General features: G+C 43.9%; 23 protein-coding genes. 4 read left to right on the top strand and 19 right to left on the bottom strand.

The window, feature by feature from the left end; translation table 11 throughout:
• The first annotated feature begins 69 nt into the window (after positions 1-69).
• From BDD43_RS16410 to BDD43_RS16425, 4 genes are read left to right on the top strand one after another with little or no spacing between them, the layout of a single operon-like run.
• Complete coding sequence (locus tag BDD43_RS16410; protein WP_121198691.1) at positions 70-1,038, top strand: ABC transporter substrate-binding protein; 969 nt, start codon at positions 70-72, stop codon at positions 1,036-1,038.
• Positions 1,038-1,904, top strand: a complete 867-nt coding sequence (locus BDD43_RS16415) for an ABC transporter permease (protein ID WP_121198692.1) — start codon at positions 1,038-1,040, stop codon at positions 1,902-1,904. The genes BDD43_RS16410 and BDD43_RS16415 overlap by 1 nt, the downstream gene beginning before the upstream one ends.
• Positions 1,901-2,650: an ABC transporter ATP-binding protein gene (locus BDD43_RS16420; RefSeq protein ID WP_121198693.1), complete on the top strand. Its 750-nt coding sequence runs from the start codon at positions 1,901-1,903 to the stop codon at positions 2,648-2,650. The genes BDD43_RS16415 and BDD43_RS16420 overlap by 4 nt, the downstream gene beginning before the upstream one ends.
• A gap of 30 nt (positions 2,651-2,680) precedes the next feature.
• Positions 2,681-2,944 carry a hypothetical protein gene (locus tag BDD43_RS16425; protein ID WP_121198694.1) on the top strand — a complete coding sequence of 88 codons (264 nt, stop codon included), beginning with the start codon at positions 2,681-2,683 and terminating at the stop codon, positions 2,942-2,944.
• A 239-nt stretch (positions 2,945-3,183) separates the two neighbouring features.
• Here the strand turns inward: BDD43_RS16425 and BDD43_RS16430 are convergent, their stop codons facing one another.
• The 19 genes from BDD43_RS16430 to BDD43_RS30820 all read right to left on the bottom strand — a co-directional run bounded on the left by BDD43_RS16430 (position 3,184) and on the right by BDD43_RS30820 (position 15,556).
• Positions 3,184-3,930, bottom strand: a complete 747-nt coding sequence (locus BDD43_RS16430; RefSeq protein ID WP_121198695.1) for a Mom family adenine methylcarbamoylation protein — start codon at positions 3,928-3,930, stop codon at positions 3,184-3,186.
• A 142-nt stretch (positions 3,931-4,072) separates the two neighbouring features.
• On the bottom strand, positions 4,073-4,927 hold the full coding sequence (locus BDD43_RS16435; RefSeq protein ID WP_121198696.1) for a hypothetical protein: 855 nt from the start codon (positions 4,925-4,927) through the stop codon (positions 4,073-4,075).
• A complete protein-coding gene (locus BDD43_RS16440) occupies positions 4,928-5,413 on the bottom strand; it encodes a hypothetical protein (protein WP_121198697.1) in 486 nt (161 codons plus the stop codon). It abuts the gene before it with no gap.
• Positions 5,406-6,257, bottom strand: a complete 852-nt coding sequence (locus BDD43_RS16445) for a hypothetical protein (protein WP_121198698.1) — start codon at positions 6,255-6,257, stop codon at positions 5,406-5,408. Before BDD43_RS16445 ends, BDD43_RS16440 begins: the two co-directional genes overlap by 8 nt.
• A complete protein-coding gene (locus tag BDD43_RS16450) occupies positions 6,258-6,794 on the bottom strand; it encodes a CHAP domain-containing protein (protein WP_121198699.1) in 537 nt (178 codons plus the stop codon).
• On the bottom strand, positions 6,722-7,108 hold the full coding sequence (locus BDD43_RS30105) for a hypothetical protein (RefSeq protein WP_121198700.1): 387 nt from the start codon (positions 7,106-7,108) through the stop codon (positions 6,722-6,724). The genes BDD43_RS16450 and BDD43_RS30105 overlap by 73 nt, the downstream gene beginning before the upstream one ends.
• Entirely contained in the window at positions 7,095-7,466 is a 372-nt protein-coding gene (locus tag BDD43_RS16460; protein WP_121198701.1) for a hypothetical protein, read from the bottom strand. The genes BDD43_RS30105 and BDD43_RS16460 overlap by 14 nt, the downstream gene beginning before the upstream one ends.
• Positions 7,467-7,475: 9 nt before the next feature.
• Positions 7,476-7,748, bottom strand: coding sequence for a hypothetical protein (locus BDD43_RS16465; protein WP_121198702.1), 273 nt, complete (start codon positions 7,746-7,748; stop codon positions 7,476-7,478).
• On the bottom strand, positions 7,745-8,008 hold the full coding sequence (locus tag BDD43_RS16470; RefSeq protein ID WP_121198703.1) for a hypothetical protein: 264 nt from the start codon (positions 8,006-8,008) through the stop codon (positions 7,745-7,747). The genes BDD43_RS16465 and BDD43_RS16470 overlap by 4 nt, the downstream gene beginning before the upstream one ends.
• Positions 8,009-8,013: 5 nt before the next feature.
• Positions 8,014-10,257, bottom strand: a complete 2,244-nt coding sequence (locus BDD43_RS16475) for a beta strand repeat-containing protein (RefSeq protein ID WP_121198704.1) — start codon at positions 10,255-10,257, stop codon at positions 8,014-8,016.
• A gap of 2 nt (positions 10,258-10,259) precedes the next feature.
• Positions 10,260-11,714, bottom strand: coding sequence for a hypothetical protein (locus BDD43_RS16480; protein ID WP_121198705.1), 1,455 nt, complete (start codon positions 11,712-11,714; stop codon positions 10,260-10,262).
• Positions 11,714-12,295: a hypothetical protein gene (locus BDD43_RS16485; protein WP_121198706.1), complete on the bottom strand. Its 582-nt coding sequence runs from the start codon at positions 12,293-12,295 to the stop codon at positions 11,714-11,716. Before BDD43_RS16485 ends, BDD43_RS16480 begins: the two co-directional genes overlap by 1 nt.
• Positions 12,292-12,783 (bottom strand): hypothetical protein, encoded by a 492-nt coding sequence (locus BDD43_RS16490; RefSeq protein ID WP_121198707.1) that lies wholly within the window; start codon positions 12,781-12,783, stop codon positions 12,292-12,294. Before BDD43_RS16490 ends, BDD43_RS16485 begins: the two co-directional genes overlap by 4 nt.
• A complete protein-coding gene (locus tag BDD43_RS16495) occupies positions 12,776-13,060 on the bottom strand; it encodes a hypothetical protein (protein ID WP_121198708.1) in 285 nt (94 codons plus the stop codon). The genes BDD43_RS16490 and BDD43_RS16495 overlap by 8 nt, the downstream gene beginning before the upstream one ends.
• Entirely contained in the window at positions 13,057-13,275 is a 219-nt protein-coding gene (locus BDD43_RS16500; RefSeq protein WP_121198709.1) for a hypothetical protein, read from the bottom strand. The genes BDD43_RS16495 and BDD43_RS16500 overlap by 4 nt, the downstream gene beginning before the upstream one ends.
• Complete coding sequence (locus BDD43_RS16505) at positions 13,272-13,742, bottom strand: hypothetical protein (RefSeq protein WP_121198710.1); 471 nt, start codon at positions 13,740-13,742, stop codon at positions 13,272-13,274. Before BDD43_RS16505 ends, BDD43_RS16500 begins: the two co-directional genes overlap by 4 nt.
• Complete coding sequence (locus tag BDD43_RS16510; protein ID WP_121198711.1) at positions 13,742-14,773, bottom strand: hypothetical protein; 1,032 nt, start codon at positions 14,771-14,773, stop codon at positions 13,742-13,744. The genes BDD43_RS16505 and BDD43_RS16510 overlap by 1 nt, the downstream gene beginning before the upstream one ends.
• Entirely contained in the window at positions 14,763-15,437 is a 675-nt protein-coding gene (locus BDD43_RS16515; RefSeq protein ID WP_121198712.1) for a DUF6046 domain-containing protein, read from the bottom strand. Before BDD43_RS16515 ends, BDD43_RS16510 begins: the two co-directional genes overlap by 11 nt.
• Entirely contained in the window at positions 15,434-15,556 is a 123-nt protein-coding gene (locus BDD43_RS30820; protein WP_262707416.1) for a hypothetical protein, read from the bottom strand. The genes BDD43_RS16515 and BDD43_RS30820 overlap by 4 nt, the downstream gene beginning before the upstream one ends.

Consider the following 15,556-nt stretch of genomic DNA (forward strand, 5'->3'; position numbering starts at 1 on the left):
AGTTAACCAGTATCAAACTAATGCCCATATATAAATTTGCCTATGCACTAAAATGTTTAAATTAGCCTAATGAAGAAAAAGGTTTTACTACTACTTACTTTAATTAGTTTATTATTAACCGCTTGCAGTTCAAAAAAAAGCGATGTGCCCACTATTGGTTTTGTTGATGCCCTTGAAGATGCCACTTTAGCCAAGGCACGCACCGGTTTTGTTGATGCTTTGAAGAATAATGGCTTTAGCGAAGATCAGAAAAATGTAAAAATTATTTTCAGGAACGCACAGCTATCACAACCTGTTTTAGGACAAATAGTGAATTATTTCATCAGTGAAAAGGTTGATTTGCTGGCTACCTGCACCACGCTATCAACTATTGCCGCTTTGCAAAAAACCAAAACTATCCCGGTTTTCCAAATGGTAGCACCCACGGCTGCCTTAATGAAGGTTGACGACGCGACCGGCAAAAGCCCCGCTAACCGCTTTGGAGTGGAAGAGGACCTGGCTTATATTGATACCTCTTTTACTATTATAACCCAACTGGTTAAACCTAAAAGTGGGAAATTGGTAGTCGGGATGATCTATAATCAATCAGAACCGCAATCTGTTGATGCCATGAACCGCATTAAGGCTTTGGCCGATAAACTGAACGTGAGCCTTGTGGCTTTGCCGGTAAATGCTTCGGCAGATGCTCAGCTGGTTACACAATCGTTATTGGGTAAAAATATCGATGCTTTTTTTGCCAACCCGGATAACACGGTTTTTTCGTCTTTTGAAACCATTGTAAAAAGTTGCGATCAAAAGCAAGTCCCTATTTTTACCAGCGAAGCCGGTTTAGTGGAGCGCGGCGCAGTTGCCGCTTTTGGTGCCGATATTTACCAATGGGGATACCAGGCCGGGGAGCAGGCTGCCCAATATTTAAAAACCCATAAAACCGATGGCTTGAAACCCGAAATGGTTAAAGTGCGCAAGCGGGTTTACAACCCAACATCGGCAAAAAAGTATCATATTGCCATCCCGGCATCATTTGAGGTGGTTAAGTAATGGATTTTTTTTTAACCGCGCTTATACAAGGGCTTTGCTTTTCGGGCATTGCCTTGGGTATTTACATCTCGATGAAAATATTTAACATCCCCGATATTACTACCGATGGTAGTTATGCCCTGGGTGGTGTTGTAACAGCAGTTTTGCTAAACCACCACTTACAAGCCGGCTTAATATTGCCCGCCGTTATGGTTGCAGGTGGCATTGCCGGAGCCTTAACGGGTTTAATACATACTAAACTTAAAATTAACGCCTTGCTGGCGGGTATTTTGGTAATGACGGCTTTATACTCGGTAAACCTCATTATTATGGGGCGTTCCAACTTACCGTTAAATGTGCCAACCTTGTTTGATCTGGTGAAGCTTTTAGCCAATCCTAACCAAAACTCTTTGTTTTTAATAGCAGTTTTTGTGGTTTTGATAGCCTTTATTATAGGCTACTTGCTAAAAACCGATTTTGGCATAGCCATGCGCGCCACAGGTAATAGCGAATCGATGATAAAGGCTTTGGGTGTTAACACCGATAGGATGAAGATAACCGGCCTTGCAATTGCCAATGCATTAACCGCGGTAAGCGGCTATCTAATTACCCAGTTTCAGGGCTATGCCGACATCAATATGGGTATAGGGATAGTAGTAGTTGGCCTGGGCTCGGTAATTATCGGCGAAACGCTTATCAACTGGTTTGCTATTACATCGGTATGGTTAAGTTTGGCTGTGGTGCTTTTGGGTGCCGTTATTTTCCAGATGGTATTGGCGCTAACCCTAACCATTGGTATTGATGCCAACCTGCTTAAACTGGTTACCGCTGTTTTTGTATTGTTGATAGTAAGTTTACCACGGTTAAATTTGATTAAGCAACAATGATAAACCTGCAGCAAGTACATAAAACATTTAATAGCGGCAAGCCTAACCAGGTTAATGCCCTTAATGGGATTGACCTGAACATTGCAAAAGGCGAGTTTGTTGTCATAATAGGATCGAATGGTTCAGGAAAATCTACACTGTTGAATATGATAACAGGCAGTACCCTGCCCACACAAGGTAAAATTAATATTGCCGGTAAAGATGTTACAAACCTGCCCGATTATAAACGCAGCCAATGGATAGCCCGTGTTTTCCAAAACCCGTTAAGCGGCACCGCTCCCGATTTAAGTATATTGGATAATTTTAGATTGGCGGCCCTCCGAACCACAAAAAAGGGTTTAACAATAGGTGTAGACAATAATTTTATTCAGTTGGTTAAAGAGCGTATAGCCACGTTGGGTATGGGCCTCGAAAATAAGGTACACCAGCCAATGGGTACGCTTTCGGGCGGGCAGCGGCAGGCTTTAACGCTGCTAATGAGCGTAATGGATAAATGCGAAATACTGCTGCTTGACGAGCCAACTGCCGCTTTGGACCCCCGTTCGGCAGATGTGGTGATGAAAACTGCCGATAAACTTATCCATGATTTTAACCTCACATCCATCCTCATTACCCATAACCTTAAAGATGCCTTTACCTACGGCAACCGCATTATACAAATGGGTGACGGAAAGATGATGCGCGACATATCCGGTAACGAAAAAAGCAACCTTAAACAGACCGATTTATTTGAGTGGTTTGCTTAATGGCAAAGTAATTGCTATACCGTAATTACTATGAAAAACAACAAATTTGAAACCATACTTGATGCCTACCAATTGGTAGAAGGTGCCCATATCCGTGCAAAACAATACCCCGAAGAAATATTTACCCTTGCCGCATACCAGGCTGATAAAAGGGGCTATATGGCCTATCCGGTTGATAATGGCGTAATGTATCAGGATTTTGGTGTGTTGATTACCGAAAGCGAACTGATGAATGATTACGAAATTGGTAGCAAAGCGTTAACCGAGCCCGGTTTAAGCAGAAAGGTGGCTTAAACCCTTTCTTTGCTCAGTCAAGTATCTTAAATTATAAAAGTCTATTAATTGCAATGGGCGGATAATTTTATTATAATCGGCGAATCCAATCGTACAAAAATAAATTTTAAATCGTATAAATTTTAAACCTGTTTAAATGCTATTTTAAATGCATAAAAACCGAATAATTGCTTTGATTATTCGGTTTTTTCGTTGTATATTTAAGGTAAATAAAGGCTCATAATATCTTTTACTTTATGCTATTTCATGGTGTAAATCATGTTTATTAGTCGCTCTTTTATTAGCGTTGTGTTGCGCTCCCACTGTACTTTTGTTGATGACTTTTCATACTCCGGGAACGGTTGTTCTTTCTTTAAGTTAAACTTAAAATGCTTACATAGCGGGTAAATGTACCTATATGTTTTTACCTGGTAGGTAGTAAAGTCCCCAATTAAATAAGATAGATTGTTACGCATATAGCCCGATGTGTTTGTGCTATTGGTAAACAATTGTTCATGTATCACCTCGCCAGTGCGTTTGTTCTCTAAAAACTTGGTATAATGATACCCATAATACTTAAAATTTGCCGCTTTATATATTGTACCACACCCTAACCGACCATCGGCAAAGCTTTGTATAGCTACAATATTGCTATCAATGCGCTTTAACAGCTTGATCGATGCGCCTATTAAAACAGTTTCGGCATTCATACCTAATTCGTCTGCAATCCACATCCTGTTTAACTCACACATCCAGGCGTTATCCCTGGGATGTTCAAATATTTTAGCTTTAGGGTTCTTCATCAGGCCGTAAACGGCAACGCCTATACATCTATCGGGTTCGTCCAGTTTGAAAATGCCAAAGTTATATATACCAAAACCCGAATCATTCCATTTATGCGAATAGTGGTTTTTAACTATCATTTCCTTTGCTAACTTCTTTTCGACTGGCTTAATAACCAGGTCACCTAAACTGCTTGTCTTTTTTATTATTCTTAACTCTTCCATTTCTTATCTTTGTAATCTCACTAAAACAGAATGCACAAAATATACATCCGTTGGCTTACGCCTCGGCACGTGTACTTTGTGCATGCTTTTTTGTTTTAGTGAGAAATTACAGGAAGGAGCCGGGGCGTTCTTTAAACGCTACTTAAACAGCATACCGCTGTAAAAAAGTACCCATATATGATTGTTGCATGTTGTTGAGCGCGGTGCCTGAACCCCCAAGCGGTATACTGGCTGTTCCTTCATGCATATTTTCATTATCGCTTGCCGCTATGTGTTTACCATCACCATTCCCGGTACCATTTTCATATATATCAATCGGTAAATTAATGTTCGGTAAATTAGCCTGGGTAATGGTATTTGTTTTTGAACCGTGCGTGTTTCTAAGTGCAAGGTCTGCATCGGCGGGATCGAACTGTACAAACGCCTTACCCGATAGGTTAAACGTTAATCCTCCCCATCCGTTCGGTACGGCAAAACCCTTCCACTCCCATTTGCCAACGCCGTTTACATCAAACCTGGTTGCATCCGGGTAATCGGCAAAAGGTACTAACTGGTATATCGCCGTTTCGTACCGGCGTTTAACATCACGCAGGTACTGGCTTGTGTATGGGTCGAACAAAATGTATTCACCGGTTACCGGTGGCACGGTTGGTAGCCAGGTACATTTTTTTTCTACCGTTACGTTTCGCGGGGTTTGATCTTTATATGGTTTTTGAACGTATGTTGGCGCATCCTGGTGCAGGTAAACGGGCCACGCGCCGTTATAAGCCGGTACATCAATTAAATCACCATCTATCAGGGCCATACCTGCCGTTATGGTACAAACACCGCCCTCGGTATCGCCAACAATACAACCGTTAATAATCAATGGTTCGCCGTATTGTAGGTAGGGGGCTAAAATAGCCCTGTATATTTCGGTTTGAAAACAGCCTATCATTTCGGCTGCGTATAACGGCAACCCGCCGTTTGGAATTGCAGGGGTAACTAATTTTTTCATTTAGTATGCTATAATATTATAATTGATGCCGGAAAACTTGTACTTATCAATCCAGGCTTTTAACACATCTAACGATGCATTATAAATTGCGGTTGGCACGTACACCACAAAATCATATACCTGTTCAAATTCAGATTCATTAAACAAGTATATCGGCCTACCCTCGCCCTCATTGTACAGGTATATGGCCGGGTATCCCTCGGCTTCGTTAAACAAATTGGTGTGCTCGGTAAACTCATCCGAATTTTTTATATAGATGTCGGTTTTATTACCGGTGTTGAACACCTTGTTTAGTATAGATTGCAAAATGATAGTTTGGCAGTTGTACCGCGCCTTTTCTATCGCCTCGTTACGAAACGTGATAAAAACATCATCCCTTGTTTGCTCTAATGGCGACACGAGTGCAGTTAGCCAGGCTAACCGCACCGGTGCCAACCAGGTAGCCAGGTACGAGCGGATGATCCTGGTAAAGTTTAAACTATACATTGGCAATCATATTTAAGGTATCGGCTAATGTGCTACCCGCCGTATCTTCGGGTATAATGTAACCGGCTGCCGTTGGATAGATACGATTGAACAAGGTTGCACTGCCAACAGCCGTTGCCTGGTCGCGGCCATAAGCTGCGTTAATTACAAAATCAGAAACGCCCGGTACGGCTTGCACAAAATCAACCAGGTTTAATAACTTCACCTGGCCGTCGAGTTTGGTTTGAGAGATGTACAAGCAATAGGCTTCAATTGCGGCTATAACATTGGTACGGACAAGATCAGCACCGTATAAGCCGGAGTAATAAACATCGGCAACCAACTTTAAGCGGTCGGGAAACAAGGAAACTATTTCCATTGAAATACCCGTACCCCTTAGCTTTAAAGTGTAATCGGTAAATGCCGCCAACTCGGCATCATTAAGCGGCCCGAGTGCCGAACCGCTTAACTTTGCTACCTTAACGGACACCTGGCGGCGATTGTCTACATTGATAGTGCGCACCGATGCGCGTGTGATGATACGCAACGTTACATCTATTACAGCGTACCGGGCAACAAAGGCAATTTCTTCAATTACCTGCGGGTTAGCCGGGTCATACTGAAACTCCAAAATCTTTTCGTGCCACCATTCGTCGGTGCCAAACACGTTGCTATCTACAATGGTCTGTATTTCGGCCTTTAGGGCATCAACCTTGTTTTCAAACAACCATTGGCTATAGCCGATAGATTCTTCCCACACGGCATAGTCGGAAGCGGAAAGCGGCCCGTCCAAATCGGCAAGCTCCGGCTTGGTTGCCCTTGTCCCGCGTATTACCGCAATTATATCACTTAGTGCCCTCGCCATTTATTTTATATATTTTGCAACCACATAAATTGAACTTATGGGCCTGCGCTTTCGGTAAACGCCGTCACCCTCACGGCTTCCGGCTTCATTGGTATTACCCTCAACTGTTATCACATATTTAGAGCCCCATTGGTCAACAAATCCCACATGTGCAACCCGCCTTTTATCGGGAAAGTACAAACCCCAAACATCGCCCTGCTCAGGTACTTTTTGCGGTTTGTGAATGGAGCGTTTATAGATCACGTGCCCAGGTGTAAACAGATTAGGGCAATACCCCGAACGCGGGTTGCTTACCGAGGCCTGGCCGAAAGTCCAACACACGAAAGATGCGCACCAGGGCTCTCCCTTTCCGAGGCCGCAATAATGTAAATAGGTTTCAACCATTACACCATCGTTGTGGCCGGTAGCTTCGCGTACACCAATTTGCGAGGTATAAGCAGCCGCTACCTTTTCACGTGTTTGGGCTAAAGCAGTGCAACCAGGGCTACAAAGAAGCAGGCCATAAGGAACGAGTAAAAACTTAAATAGATTGCGCATTTTTGTAAAGGGGTTAGGGTTTTAAAATTCCGTTCAAAATGGTTTTTACTGTAGTCGGCAAACACCGGCCATATTGATTTGATGAGCCACCAGGTTACCGACTTAAATACCATAACGGCAACCACTGCCATTACAATAGCACTTAGCACGCCGGGATCAAGCGGAGCCGCCGAGGGGTCAAAGCCGCGTAATACGGTAGGCGTGATAAGCAGTAATAGCAAGGCTACCAAAATGGATAAATACTCTCTGTGCTTATTTGCAAAGCACCCTATAGCAAACCTGGTTTGAGATAGGTATATGTTAATTTTGTTCATTGTACTGTTTTTGTAAAGTCTTTATTTGCCCTTTCATCTGTTCAATTACCTTGCGTAATTCGCGCTCGGTTACCTGATGGTTTGCGATGATCTGTAAATACTGCTGTTCCTTAGCCTGGAGCAATGTAATTTGCTCGGCCTGGTTCTTTAATATCCCGGCTTGAAACTCCAACTGGTTGCGGAAATCGCCAACCATTTTACTGTAAGTTTCAATTTCCTTTAGTTTGGTTTCGGCATTTGCCAAACGCGTTTCCGCGTTATTTTTTCGCCTCGATGCAAGCATGGTTACCACCGAACCAAACCCAAATGAGCATACTATTGAAATAATAGTTGTTAGTGTGTATGTTTCCAGGTTCATATTAAATTATTAAATCGTTACAACAACAACCCCCAACAACGCCGCAAAGCGGCTAAACATCAGGGTATCATCGTCGGCCCAATCAGTTGTTGGTATGTCCATATTGCCACGGCCATACTCAATAGCAGAATCGTTTTCGTCTTTAAATTCGTAATAGCCTTTTGCCGTTTGTTCGCCTACGAAGTATTGAATTGTTAAATCAACGGCTATGGCCGTGCCCTGTACGGCTTGCGTAATGGGGTGCTTTATTTCTTTGGGCTCTATTGAAAGTGTTTTTATCATGCCAGCACTTGCAATAGCCTGCCTTTGGCAAGCACGGTTAATAATTCCGAATCCTTAATGGTTTCTTGCAGCAAAGCCTTATCGGTTGTGTCAAGTTCCAGTTCACCGTCTGACATTAAGGTTAAAGCCATATCAAACAGCTTTACGGGTGATTTACTGTTTGACTGCATCAGCATTCCAGCTAATAATTTATTAAGTTGAACCTCGGTAACGTTGCCTTCCATGTCAAGCAACTGATTTTTAAAATTGAATTTTGCCATTTTGTTTAATTGATAATTACGTATGCTATTGTTGATGTATCTGCACTGCTTGATGAGTTAATTGTAAATGATGTACCGTTTACAATGGTATAGGATAAAGTACCTGTTGTACCGCCTGCCGTTGCCCTGGTTAGTAAGATGATGCTTGAAGTTGCGGCAGCAGTTGTATTGATGGTTACCGTACCGCTAACCAGCGTGGCCGTGCCTATTGATGCATTGGTACCCGTAGCTATTTTTATTTTATTGCCTGCTGTAATTAGGTTTAAATTGCCGCTTACCTGTACCTTATCAGTCAGGTTATCGGTAGCAGTACCAAACAGCGAGTTGCCGCCAAAGTAGTTAGCCCCTGCTTTGGAATACAAGGCGTAATTATTAGTGCCCCCGGTTCCTGCACCCTCAATGTATACCGAAGCCGTATTAGTTACAGATGCACCATTGTTTGTACCCAACGTTACAGGCAGCACAGTTAAGCTATTTGCAAAGGCATGCGTTCCGGTAGCTGCTGTGTTATAGCCTGTATTTGCTATTAAAGCATTGGTATAGTTATTTGCTGCTGTTAAAGTGCCTATTGTTGTTCCACCTATGTTAACGCGCACTTGCACTGAACTTGCACCCCCGAATAACCACGTACTTTGTGTGTTCGGTAAGCTGGCAGCATTAAAGCCTACAGAATAAAAATTACCAGCCGTAAAATTAGTTGCAGTTTGAATAGGTCCACCTGGTACTGCTAATTGTCCTCCTATTAGAGTATCGCCCGAATAGTTAACCGAGAACTTTGAAGTATGCGTTCCGGCTCCATTTGCTGCGGTATTTAAGCCTAAGTCTATCAAGAATCTATTACCACTACCAACCGAAACCTCGTAAGGCGAAACCCACAATGCCCTATAACCAGCGGTGCCAGATAGTGTATAGCTATCCAAAATAGCGACTCCCTGATTATTTAAAGCACTACTTGTAAAAGCTCCTATAGAAGAAATGTTCGAAGCGCCATTTGCAGTTGTTAACGAATTAAAAGCAAAGCCGCCTGTTTGATTTATACCTATTCCGGTAATAGTTAAAGTCCTACCGTTTACACCTATTGTTGAAGTAGCATTTCCAGATAAAGAAAACCCTCTATCAGTACCTGTTCCACCTTTTTCAGTAGTTAAAGTGAATGTATTGCTATTCCAGTAAGTTCTAAAACGTTCATAGTTGGTTGTCTGATCTGCTGTGTTATAATAAGCTAAACCAGTAGCTGCCGAGCCTAACGTTAAGGTATGCGTTGGCGCGGAAGTAGCTAACCCAACCCGACCGTTGGTAGAATCTAAATACAGGTTAGCATTATTGGTTTCCGTTTTTGTAAAGCAGTCGCCAACGGCGGCAACTGTCATGTCCTTATCGGGAAAGGTGTAGGTGTGCGCGGCGGTATTAGCGTTTGTAAAAAAGCTTGTAAAGGTATTTGCAGTATTTTTAAAATTGATTTTAAAACCAGTTAGCCCGGCATATCCGTTACTTGCATCCTTATTGTTCAAATTTGCCGTTGCCTGGGCCTGTAACTTACCAATGGCGGTTAACACACTATCAGTCGCCACTGCTGGCGTTGCCGTTGCTAAACTCAAACCTGTTAATAATGTTCCCAGTACCCGCCCGGTTGTAAAATACAAGTTTGTAGTGCCCTCGGTCAGCGCATCCGTAGTGCCCGGCGAAGCTACCAGCCGAATGTAAGCGGAGCCGCTCCACCTGTATTCAAAGTTGGTATCAATGGTTACGTAAATTTTGCCCGTTTCGCCCGTTCCGGGTAAGGCGGCATAGTTGGCATACTCTAAAACATCGTCAACATAGCTCGGTAGCTGTGCGCTCGGAACCTTGCCTGTTCCGTCTAATCCAGCGTACCCGTTTGCTGCATTTTTATTGGCTGTGTTTTCTGCTGTAAAGCCTAATGAGGCTTGTTTACTTGCCAAAGCTGTGTACACGCCACCCGATTGCACCGGGTTAGTACTTGCACTGGTTGGCGTTGCATCGGTAACTATCGGCGGTACTTTAATAACCAGGTCGGAATCGCCCACGGCTGTGGTAGGCCACCAGTATTCAACAATGGCCCCGGCTACATATACACCAACCGTTTTGCCCGGCCTGATTGAAGCGGGAACCCCGGCTATAGCGGCTGCCAAATTTGCCCATGCTTCGTTATCGCCACCGCTATAGTACCAATCGGCAGGCCCTTTTTGTGTGCGCTTTACCGCGCCGCCTATTTCTAAGTTTGCTGACATGATTATGCGATAGTTATATTGTGACGGTGCGAAGCTGTATAAGGGATTGACTGGCTCATTGCGTAAATGGTATAAGTTGTAACCGAATTACCGGCAGCATCATTTACAGTTATAGAACTTGCAACGTATTGCGAAGTGATGTCCAAATTCAAAGCATCCTGATCGATCACGCTAACCAATGTTTTACCCGGTGGAAGTATCAAACAGAATTTTGTTTGCACCGTGCCCGTGTTGAGCGTGAACGTATTGCCCGAATTGCTAAATCTTGAATTGGTTAACGCCCTCGCCGTTGCGCTGTTAGTTGGGAACGCGGCCACCGCATCGTAAAATATTTTGTAATATCCCTGGTAACTTAACGAGTTACTATTTACGCTGCTGGCCGCAATGCGCCCCGTAGCATCAGGCACGCCGATGATGTTATTTTTAATAGGCCCTTGCGCGTAGGCTACGTTTGCCTGATAAACTTTAGCCGTTAAAGCCATCACCACCGCCGAATCGGTATAAGGCGAAGCGGTTGCTATTTGTGTGCCGTCTTTTTTAACGCTCATTGCGCCCTGTGCGCCGCCGTCATTTTGATTAAAGGCAACCGTTAACGGGATGTTGACCGTTTGGCCCACTTCCAACCCGGACGTACTTTGAGTTGAACTCAAAACAGCCGTTGGCGTGGTGTAGGTTGGGTGCGGTATGAGCGCGGAGCTTAACGCGCTTAGTTGTGTTTGTAAGGCAGCATCACCGTTAACGCGGTTAGTTGCTTCGTCAGCAATTGCATTAGTTCGGTTAGTTACCTCCGAAGCTATTGCAGTGGCATTATTATCAATATTGGTCTGTAGTACGGTATCGGCGGCAAGTCTTGTAGTGGCCTCTGCATTTATATTGGTTTGCAACGTGGCATCGCCGTTAGCCCGGTTGGTTGCCTCGGTAGCTATTGCAGTGGTATTGCTGTCAATATTGGCCTGTAGCGTAGCATCGGCGGCACTTCTTGTAGTTACTTCCGCATTTATATTGCTCTGCAACGCGGCATCACCGTTAACCCGGTTAGTTGCTTCGTTAGCAAGTGCAGTGAGCAGGTTGTTAACGGCATCGGCTACAACGGAATTTACCTCATCTATAGTTATGGCATCGCCGGTAATAATTACCCACTTATCCGCATCGGTGTCCGGTAAAACATTATTGTTATTAATTTGGCTTTCGTAAATTTTACCATTGTACAGCACCAAATCAAATTCGTTATAACTACCGGCCACCCATTTTTGCACACCCTTGCCTTTTGGTAGCTGCTTCCAGGTAATCAGGTCGTTTGATAATACATAAAACCAATTTTCGGCTTGTACCCAACGTACCATCCCCTGATGGTAAAAGCGCAAAGTGCTTAACGCGGCCAAGTCGGTTACAATGTATTTTGCATCCAATGGCTCGTTAGAGCGGTTGTCAAATCCGGCTACGGTTACTGCACTCATTAAATAAAATTCAAAATAAAATTATCCGCTGTGGTTAAATAGGTATCGCGTTCAAGGCAGCGCACAATGTAAGCCACCGCTACGCCGTCAATAGTTAAGTTTACTGTTTCGGCGGTAAACGAACTGACAATGTCGTAACCGCCCGGTTCGTAAATGTGGGTAAGTGCGCCCTGATCTGCCGGGTACACGTAGTACAGCCTTTGCATATCGGCGGTATATGTTAACGTAGCCGCCTTTTTATCTTTATAAACAACCGCAAGCTGTAAAATTCCCGCACCATTTAAACCCGCTGCACCTGGGCCGTAAAAGCATGGCAAAACATTGCTTGGCGGCGTTACCGGTATGCTGCTTGTATGGGTATTGATAACCGTGTTAGCGTATTGCGCCACGATCTGATCGTTACGATAGGGTATCACATCAACGCCCGGCTCGCGGATGTTCAGGCTTTGGCCCGGCATCAGGTCGGCATCGTATTCAAGCGCATTATCAGCGCATATAGTTACCAGGGCTTCGGGCGTGCCGTATTCCTGCATCGCTATATCAATAATGCTTTGGCCGCTTTCGGTTGTAATTTGCTTCATTTAGTAAACAACTTTTTAGCCAGGGCAAACAGGTTGCCGTAACGGAAGTAAAGGAAAATGCCACCCCCAACCAGTATGGGTATAAGTATCCAAAAGGGAAAACCGCCTTTCTTTTCAACCTTAATATTTTCAACCTTTTTAACTTCCCGCTTTTTTACATTGGTATTGGCCGTATTAATGTCATCGGTTTTAACCTGGGCCTGTGCCTTGTTGTAAATTGCCTTAGTAACCTTTTTTACCCTGGGCTTTGGCTCGGTTTGGCCCTGCGCTTTTTGCTCCGGGGTAATGGCCGGGTATTCAAATTCTACGGTTGTTATTTCGGCATTGGTGTTAGTGGAATTAACATCGCTTAAACTGCGCTTAAACGCCGTTTTTGTAGAATCAGAATTAAGCGTATCGCTTGTTTTCGATTCTGTTTTTTTAACCGTGCGGCATGCAGCCAGGGCAAAGGTTAAAACTAATAAAAGGGTGTACCGTGCTTTAAACATCAAAATCTATCGTTTTATCGGGGTTAATAGTTACCTGCGGAGATTTGAACCCCGCAAGCTCTAACTGTAGTACTATCTTGTTTCGCAAAGCCGCCATTTTGGCGAACGATGCGTTTTTATAATCAATTGCGCCAACGCCCGAAAGGCCGTAAAGCCTTAATGATCCGGGCCGGGCCATCATCAAAAGCCTCACATGCTTTTGCTCAGACCGGCCTTTGGCAAAGTCGCCGTTTGTAATCAGCAGGTCGCCGGTATTTGTACACAGGTAATCCCTCATTGCAGGCTACCGTTAAAGGTGCCCACTACGGCGTTCGACCCGGCAGTAAGGCCGTTTATATATTTAATTTGCGCTCCTTTTACATACCGCTCTATACTATCTGCAAGGTCGTTTACATACTGTTCTTTGCTATCATTCTCATTGCCGGTACTGGTTTCGGTTTTATCCAGTAAGGCCGTTAAATCGCTTTTCAACCTGTCTTTATCTAAACTCATAGCAATAAATTATTAATGCGCTGCTTTAATGCTGTTATGCCTGGCACATCTTTAGGGGCATAAATTTTAAGCATCTGGTCTACCATCTCATTTAAAATCCTATTCAGGGTTTCATCGCCCTTGCTTATTAATGTGCCGCTTGTGTTTAACTCAAATTTGGTGGTATCAACCACTATTAATACTTTTTCAACCTCGCTACAGGCCATTAAATAGGCCTCGGCTTCGTCGTTTTCAATCATGCAAACCAACACTACCGAATCAATGGCCGGTATGGTTACCATCCGATTACCGTTAAATTCCGTAGCGTTTAAACGCACGTTAAACAGTTCGGGCCTGTCAACCCTTTCAACAGTGCAGGTATAGCTATCGGTATCTACCTCGGTAACCGTGCCGGTTGTAACCTGGGCGGGTAAGCGTGATACATGCTTTTGTAAAAGCTTTAATAAAAGATCTTCTATAGCCGCCATTATATTTTAAAACTGATGGTGTTATCGCGTGATATGCCGTTTTCGTCGTATTTCTTCACAACTTTTTCAATCAGGTATTTACCGTCACGTTCCAGATAGTCAAAATCAATAATGTTTAAACTATCCCCCGCCTTTGTCCTGGGTATTCCGTACCCGGTAATTGAACCTTTATAGCCGTCGAAGTTCAGGCTGCTAAAAACCTTATCGGCAAACTGCTTTACCTGGGCATCACTTGTACCCACCGGGAAACTCATTTTATGTACCGATGTATCTTCAAGCTTTGGCCCAACACTGTATTTAAACTTTTTGCCATCGGCCCGGTTAGCAACTGCCTCTACCCGTACATTAGTGCTATCCTTGTGCTCAAAAACAAGGTTGTTACTGCCGGGGCGGGTATTTGCACGGTAAATGCGCCTGCCGTTTTTAAATTCATCACACAGGTAATAAGTGTGCTCGTCGCCAAATCCGCGCACATCGTAGGCAAATTGGGTGTGCAAAACACCATCCTTAATAAAGCTGTAAAAGCCGTAACACTCGTTCAGTTGCTTTAAGGCCTGGTAACTTGTTACTTTAGTAAGTATCGTTTTACCCAAATTAACATCGGGGCATTGAATTTGATAACCTGGTGCTATATCGTTTAAGAGCTGTTTAAGGGTTACCGATTTATAGCTTTTGCTAACCTCGTTTTTACGTAAAGGGTAAAATTCATCGTCAAACTTTAGCACTACCGGTGCCGTGCCGCCTATCTCTTTAAGGTAGCCGGTAAACTCTAACGGCACATCATCGTTATACCCAAAATACACCTGGGCCTTATCGCCGGGTGTAAGTAAATTAAGCAGGTTTTTACCTTGCAGGTTAATAAGATTACGGGGTATCACAATAGTACACGTGTCGCCCATTTCCTTTACGCTCTCGCTCACCTCGATGGATTGTATAGCCCCGGTGGTTGTTGTACCAAAGTCTATCATTGTACCATCATGTTTAGTAAGCACCAAACGCGAATGCATGCGGTAGTAGCCGTTATTTGCCATACACCTGGAATGCTACGGGCTGCAAGCTGCGTGCCTTAAAGCTGTAACTTAGGGTATCTTCAAACCCTTCAACGCCGCTTAAATCAGTCCAGTCGGTAACATACAGCGACTTAATGCCCAAATCCTCAAACAAAATGCACGATACCACATCAAACACATCATCAATTTCAAAGAACTGCCTCAATTGCTTTACCTGACGGGTTGGGTAAAGGTGGTTTTCCATATCTACGATGATGCCTTTCAGTTCAATCTCGTATGATCGTTTGGAGAAATTCTCCACCACTTCACCCTCGCCCCGGTCGGGCTTTGTGGTATTGATAACCTTTTCCCTGGAAGTGGTTATCATGGGCGGGGCCACAAAAACAGACGAGTCGGCACTGGTTATGCTATAATTAAAGTTGCCGAACTGTATTTCAAAATCGCCGCATTTAAGTGCCAGGTCGGCAAAGCAAAAGTTAGATGTTGAGTAAGGCGTTGGCGCGGTAAACGGGTTTTTATTGCTTGCGCTTCCGCTTTGTTTGGGCATCGAAAATTGATGTAAAAGCCTATTCTTAGCGGATGCCTCTACCGTGCCGATACCTACATTTGACAGCAAATGAAATTTTGAAGCAACCGCGCCAAAAGCAGCCTGATAGCGCGGTAATAAATCAATTTTAAACTTCATTTCTTTTCCTTAACACCTAATATGCCCTTTTCGGCCAGCCACTCTAACCGCCTGATATTCTCAATCCAATCATCATCACTCAATTCCCAGGGGCGCGTTTCCTTAAAATGGAACTGCAT

The sequence above is a fragment of the Mucilaginibacter gracilis genome (assembly GCF_003633615.1).
Taxonomy (GTDB): domain Bacteria; phylum Bacteroidota; class Bacteroidia; order Sphingobacteriales; family Sphingobacteriaceae; genus Mucilaginibacter; species Mucilaginibacter gracilis.

Bases quoted from the DNA above. Each gene is read 5' to 3' on its own strand.
- BDD43_RS16475 (WP_121198704.1), bottom strand. From the start codon at position 10,257: ATGTCAGCAAACTTAGAAATAGGCGGCGCGGTAAAGCGCACACAAAAA.
- BDD43_RS16445 (WP_121198698.1), bottom strand. From the start codon at position 6,257: ATGGCGAGGGCACTAAGTGATATAATTGCGGTAATACGCGGGACAAGG.
- BDD43_RS16490 (WP_121198707.1), bottom strand. From the start codon at position 12,783: ATGTTTAAAGCACGGTACACCCTTTTATTAGTTTTAACCTTTGCCCTG.
- BDD43_RS16450 (WP_121198699.1), bottom strand. From the start codon at position 6,794: ATGCGCAATCTATTTAAGTTTTTACTCGTTCCTTATGGCCTGCTTCTT.
- BDD43_RS16425 (WP_121198694.1), top strand. From the start codon at position 2,681: ATGAAAAACAACAAATTTGAAACCATACTTGATGCCTACCAATTGGTA.
- BDD43_RS16420 (WP_121198693.1), top strand. From the start codon at position 1,901: ATGATAAACCTGCAGCAAGTACATAAAACATTTAATAGCGGCAAGCCT.
- BDD43_RS16485 (WP_121198706.1), bottom strand. From the start codon at position 12,295: ATGAAGCAAATTACAACCGAAAGCGGCCAAAGCATTATTGATATAGCG.
- BDD43_RS16470 (WP_121198703.1), bottom strand. From the start codon at position 8,008: ATGGCAAAATTCAATTTTAAAAATCAGTTGCTTGACATGGAAGGCAAC.
- BDD43_RS16435 (WP_121198696.1), bottom strand. From the start codon at position 4,927: ATGAAAAAATTAGTTACCCCTGCAATTCCAAACGGCGGGTTGCCGTTA.
- BDD43_RS16495 (WP_121198708.1), bottom strand. From the start codon at position 13,060: ATGAGGGATTACCTGTGTACAAATACCGGCGACCTGCTGATTACAAAC.
- BDD43_RS16510 (WP_121198711.1), bottom strand. From the start codon at position 14,773: ATGGCAAATAACGGCTACTACCGCATGCATTCGCGTTTGGTGCTTACT.
- BDD43_RS16430 (WP_121198695.1), bottom strand. From the start codon at position 3,930: ATGGAAGAGTTAAGAATAATAAAAAAGACAAGCAGTTTAGGTGACCTG.
- BDD43_RS16500 (WP_121198709.1), bottom strand. From the start codon at position 13,275: ATGAGTTTAGATAAAGACAGGTTGAAAAGCGATTTAACGGCCTTACTG.
- BDD43_RS30820 (WP_262707416.1), bottom strand. From the start codon at position 15,556: ATGCAGTTCCATTTTAAGGAAACGCGCCCCTGGGAATTGAGTGATGAT.
- BDD43_RS30105 (WP_121198700.1), bottom strand. From the start codon at position 7,108: ATGAACAAAATTAACATATACCTATCTCAAACCAGGTTTGCTATAGGG.
- BDD43_RS16440 (WP_121198697.1), bottom strand. From the start codon at position 5,413: ATGTATAGTTTAAACTTTACCAGGATCATCCGCTCGTACCTGGCTACC.
- BDD43_RS16410 (WP_121198691.1), top strand. From the start codon at position 70: ATGAAGAAAAAGGTTTTACTACTACTTACTTTAATTAGTTTATTATTA.
- BDD43_RS16415 (WP_121198692.1), top strand. From the start codon at position 1,038: ATGGATTTTTTTTTAACCGCGCTTATACAAGGGCTTTGCTTTTCGGGC.
- BDD43_RS16460 (WP_121198701.1), bottom strand. From the start codon at position 7,466: ATGAACCTGGAAACATACACACTAACAACTATTATTTCAATAGTATGC.
- BDD43_RS16505 (WP_121198710.1), bottom strand. From the start codon at position 13,742: ATGGCGGCTATAGAAGATCTTTTATTAAAGCTTTTACAAAAGCATGTA.
- BDD43_RS16465 (WP_121198702.1), bottom strand. From the start codon at position 7,748: ATGATAAAAACACTTTCAATAGAGCCCAAAGAAATAAAGCACCCCATT.
- BDD43_RS16515 (WP_121198712.1), bottom strand. From the start codon at position 15,437: ATGAAGTTTAAAATTGATTTATTACCGCGCTATCAGGCTGCTTTTGGC.
- BDD43_RS16480 (WP_121198705.1), bottom strand. From the start codon at position 11,714: ATGAGTGCAGTAACCGTAGCCGGATTTGACAACCGCTCTAACGAGCCA.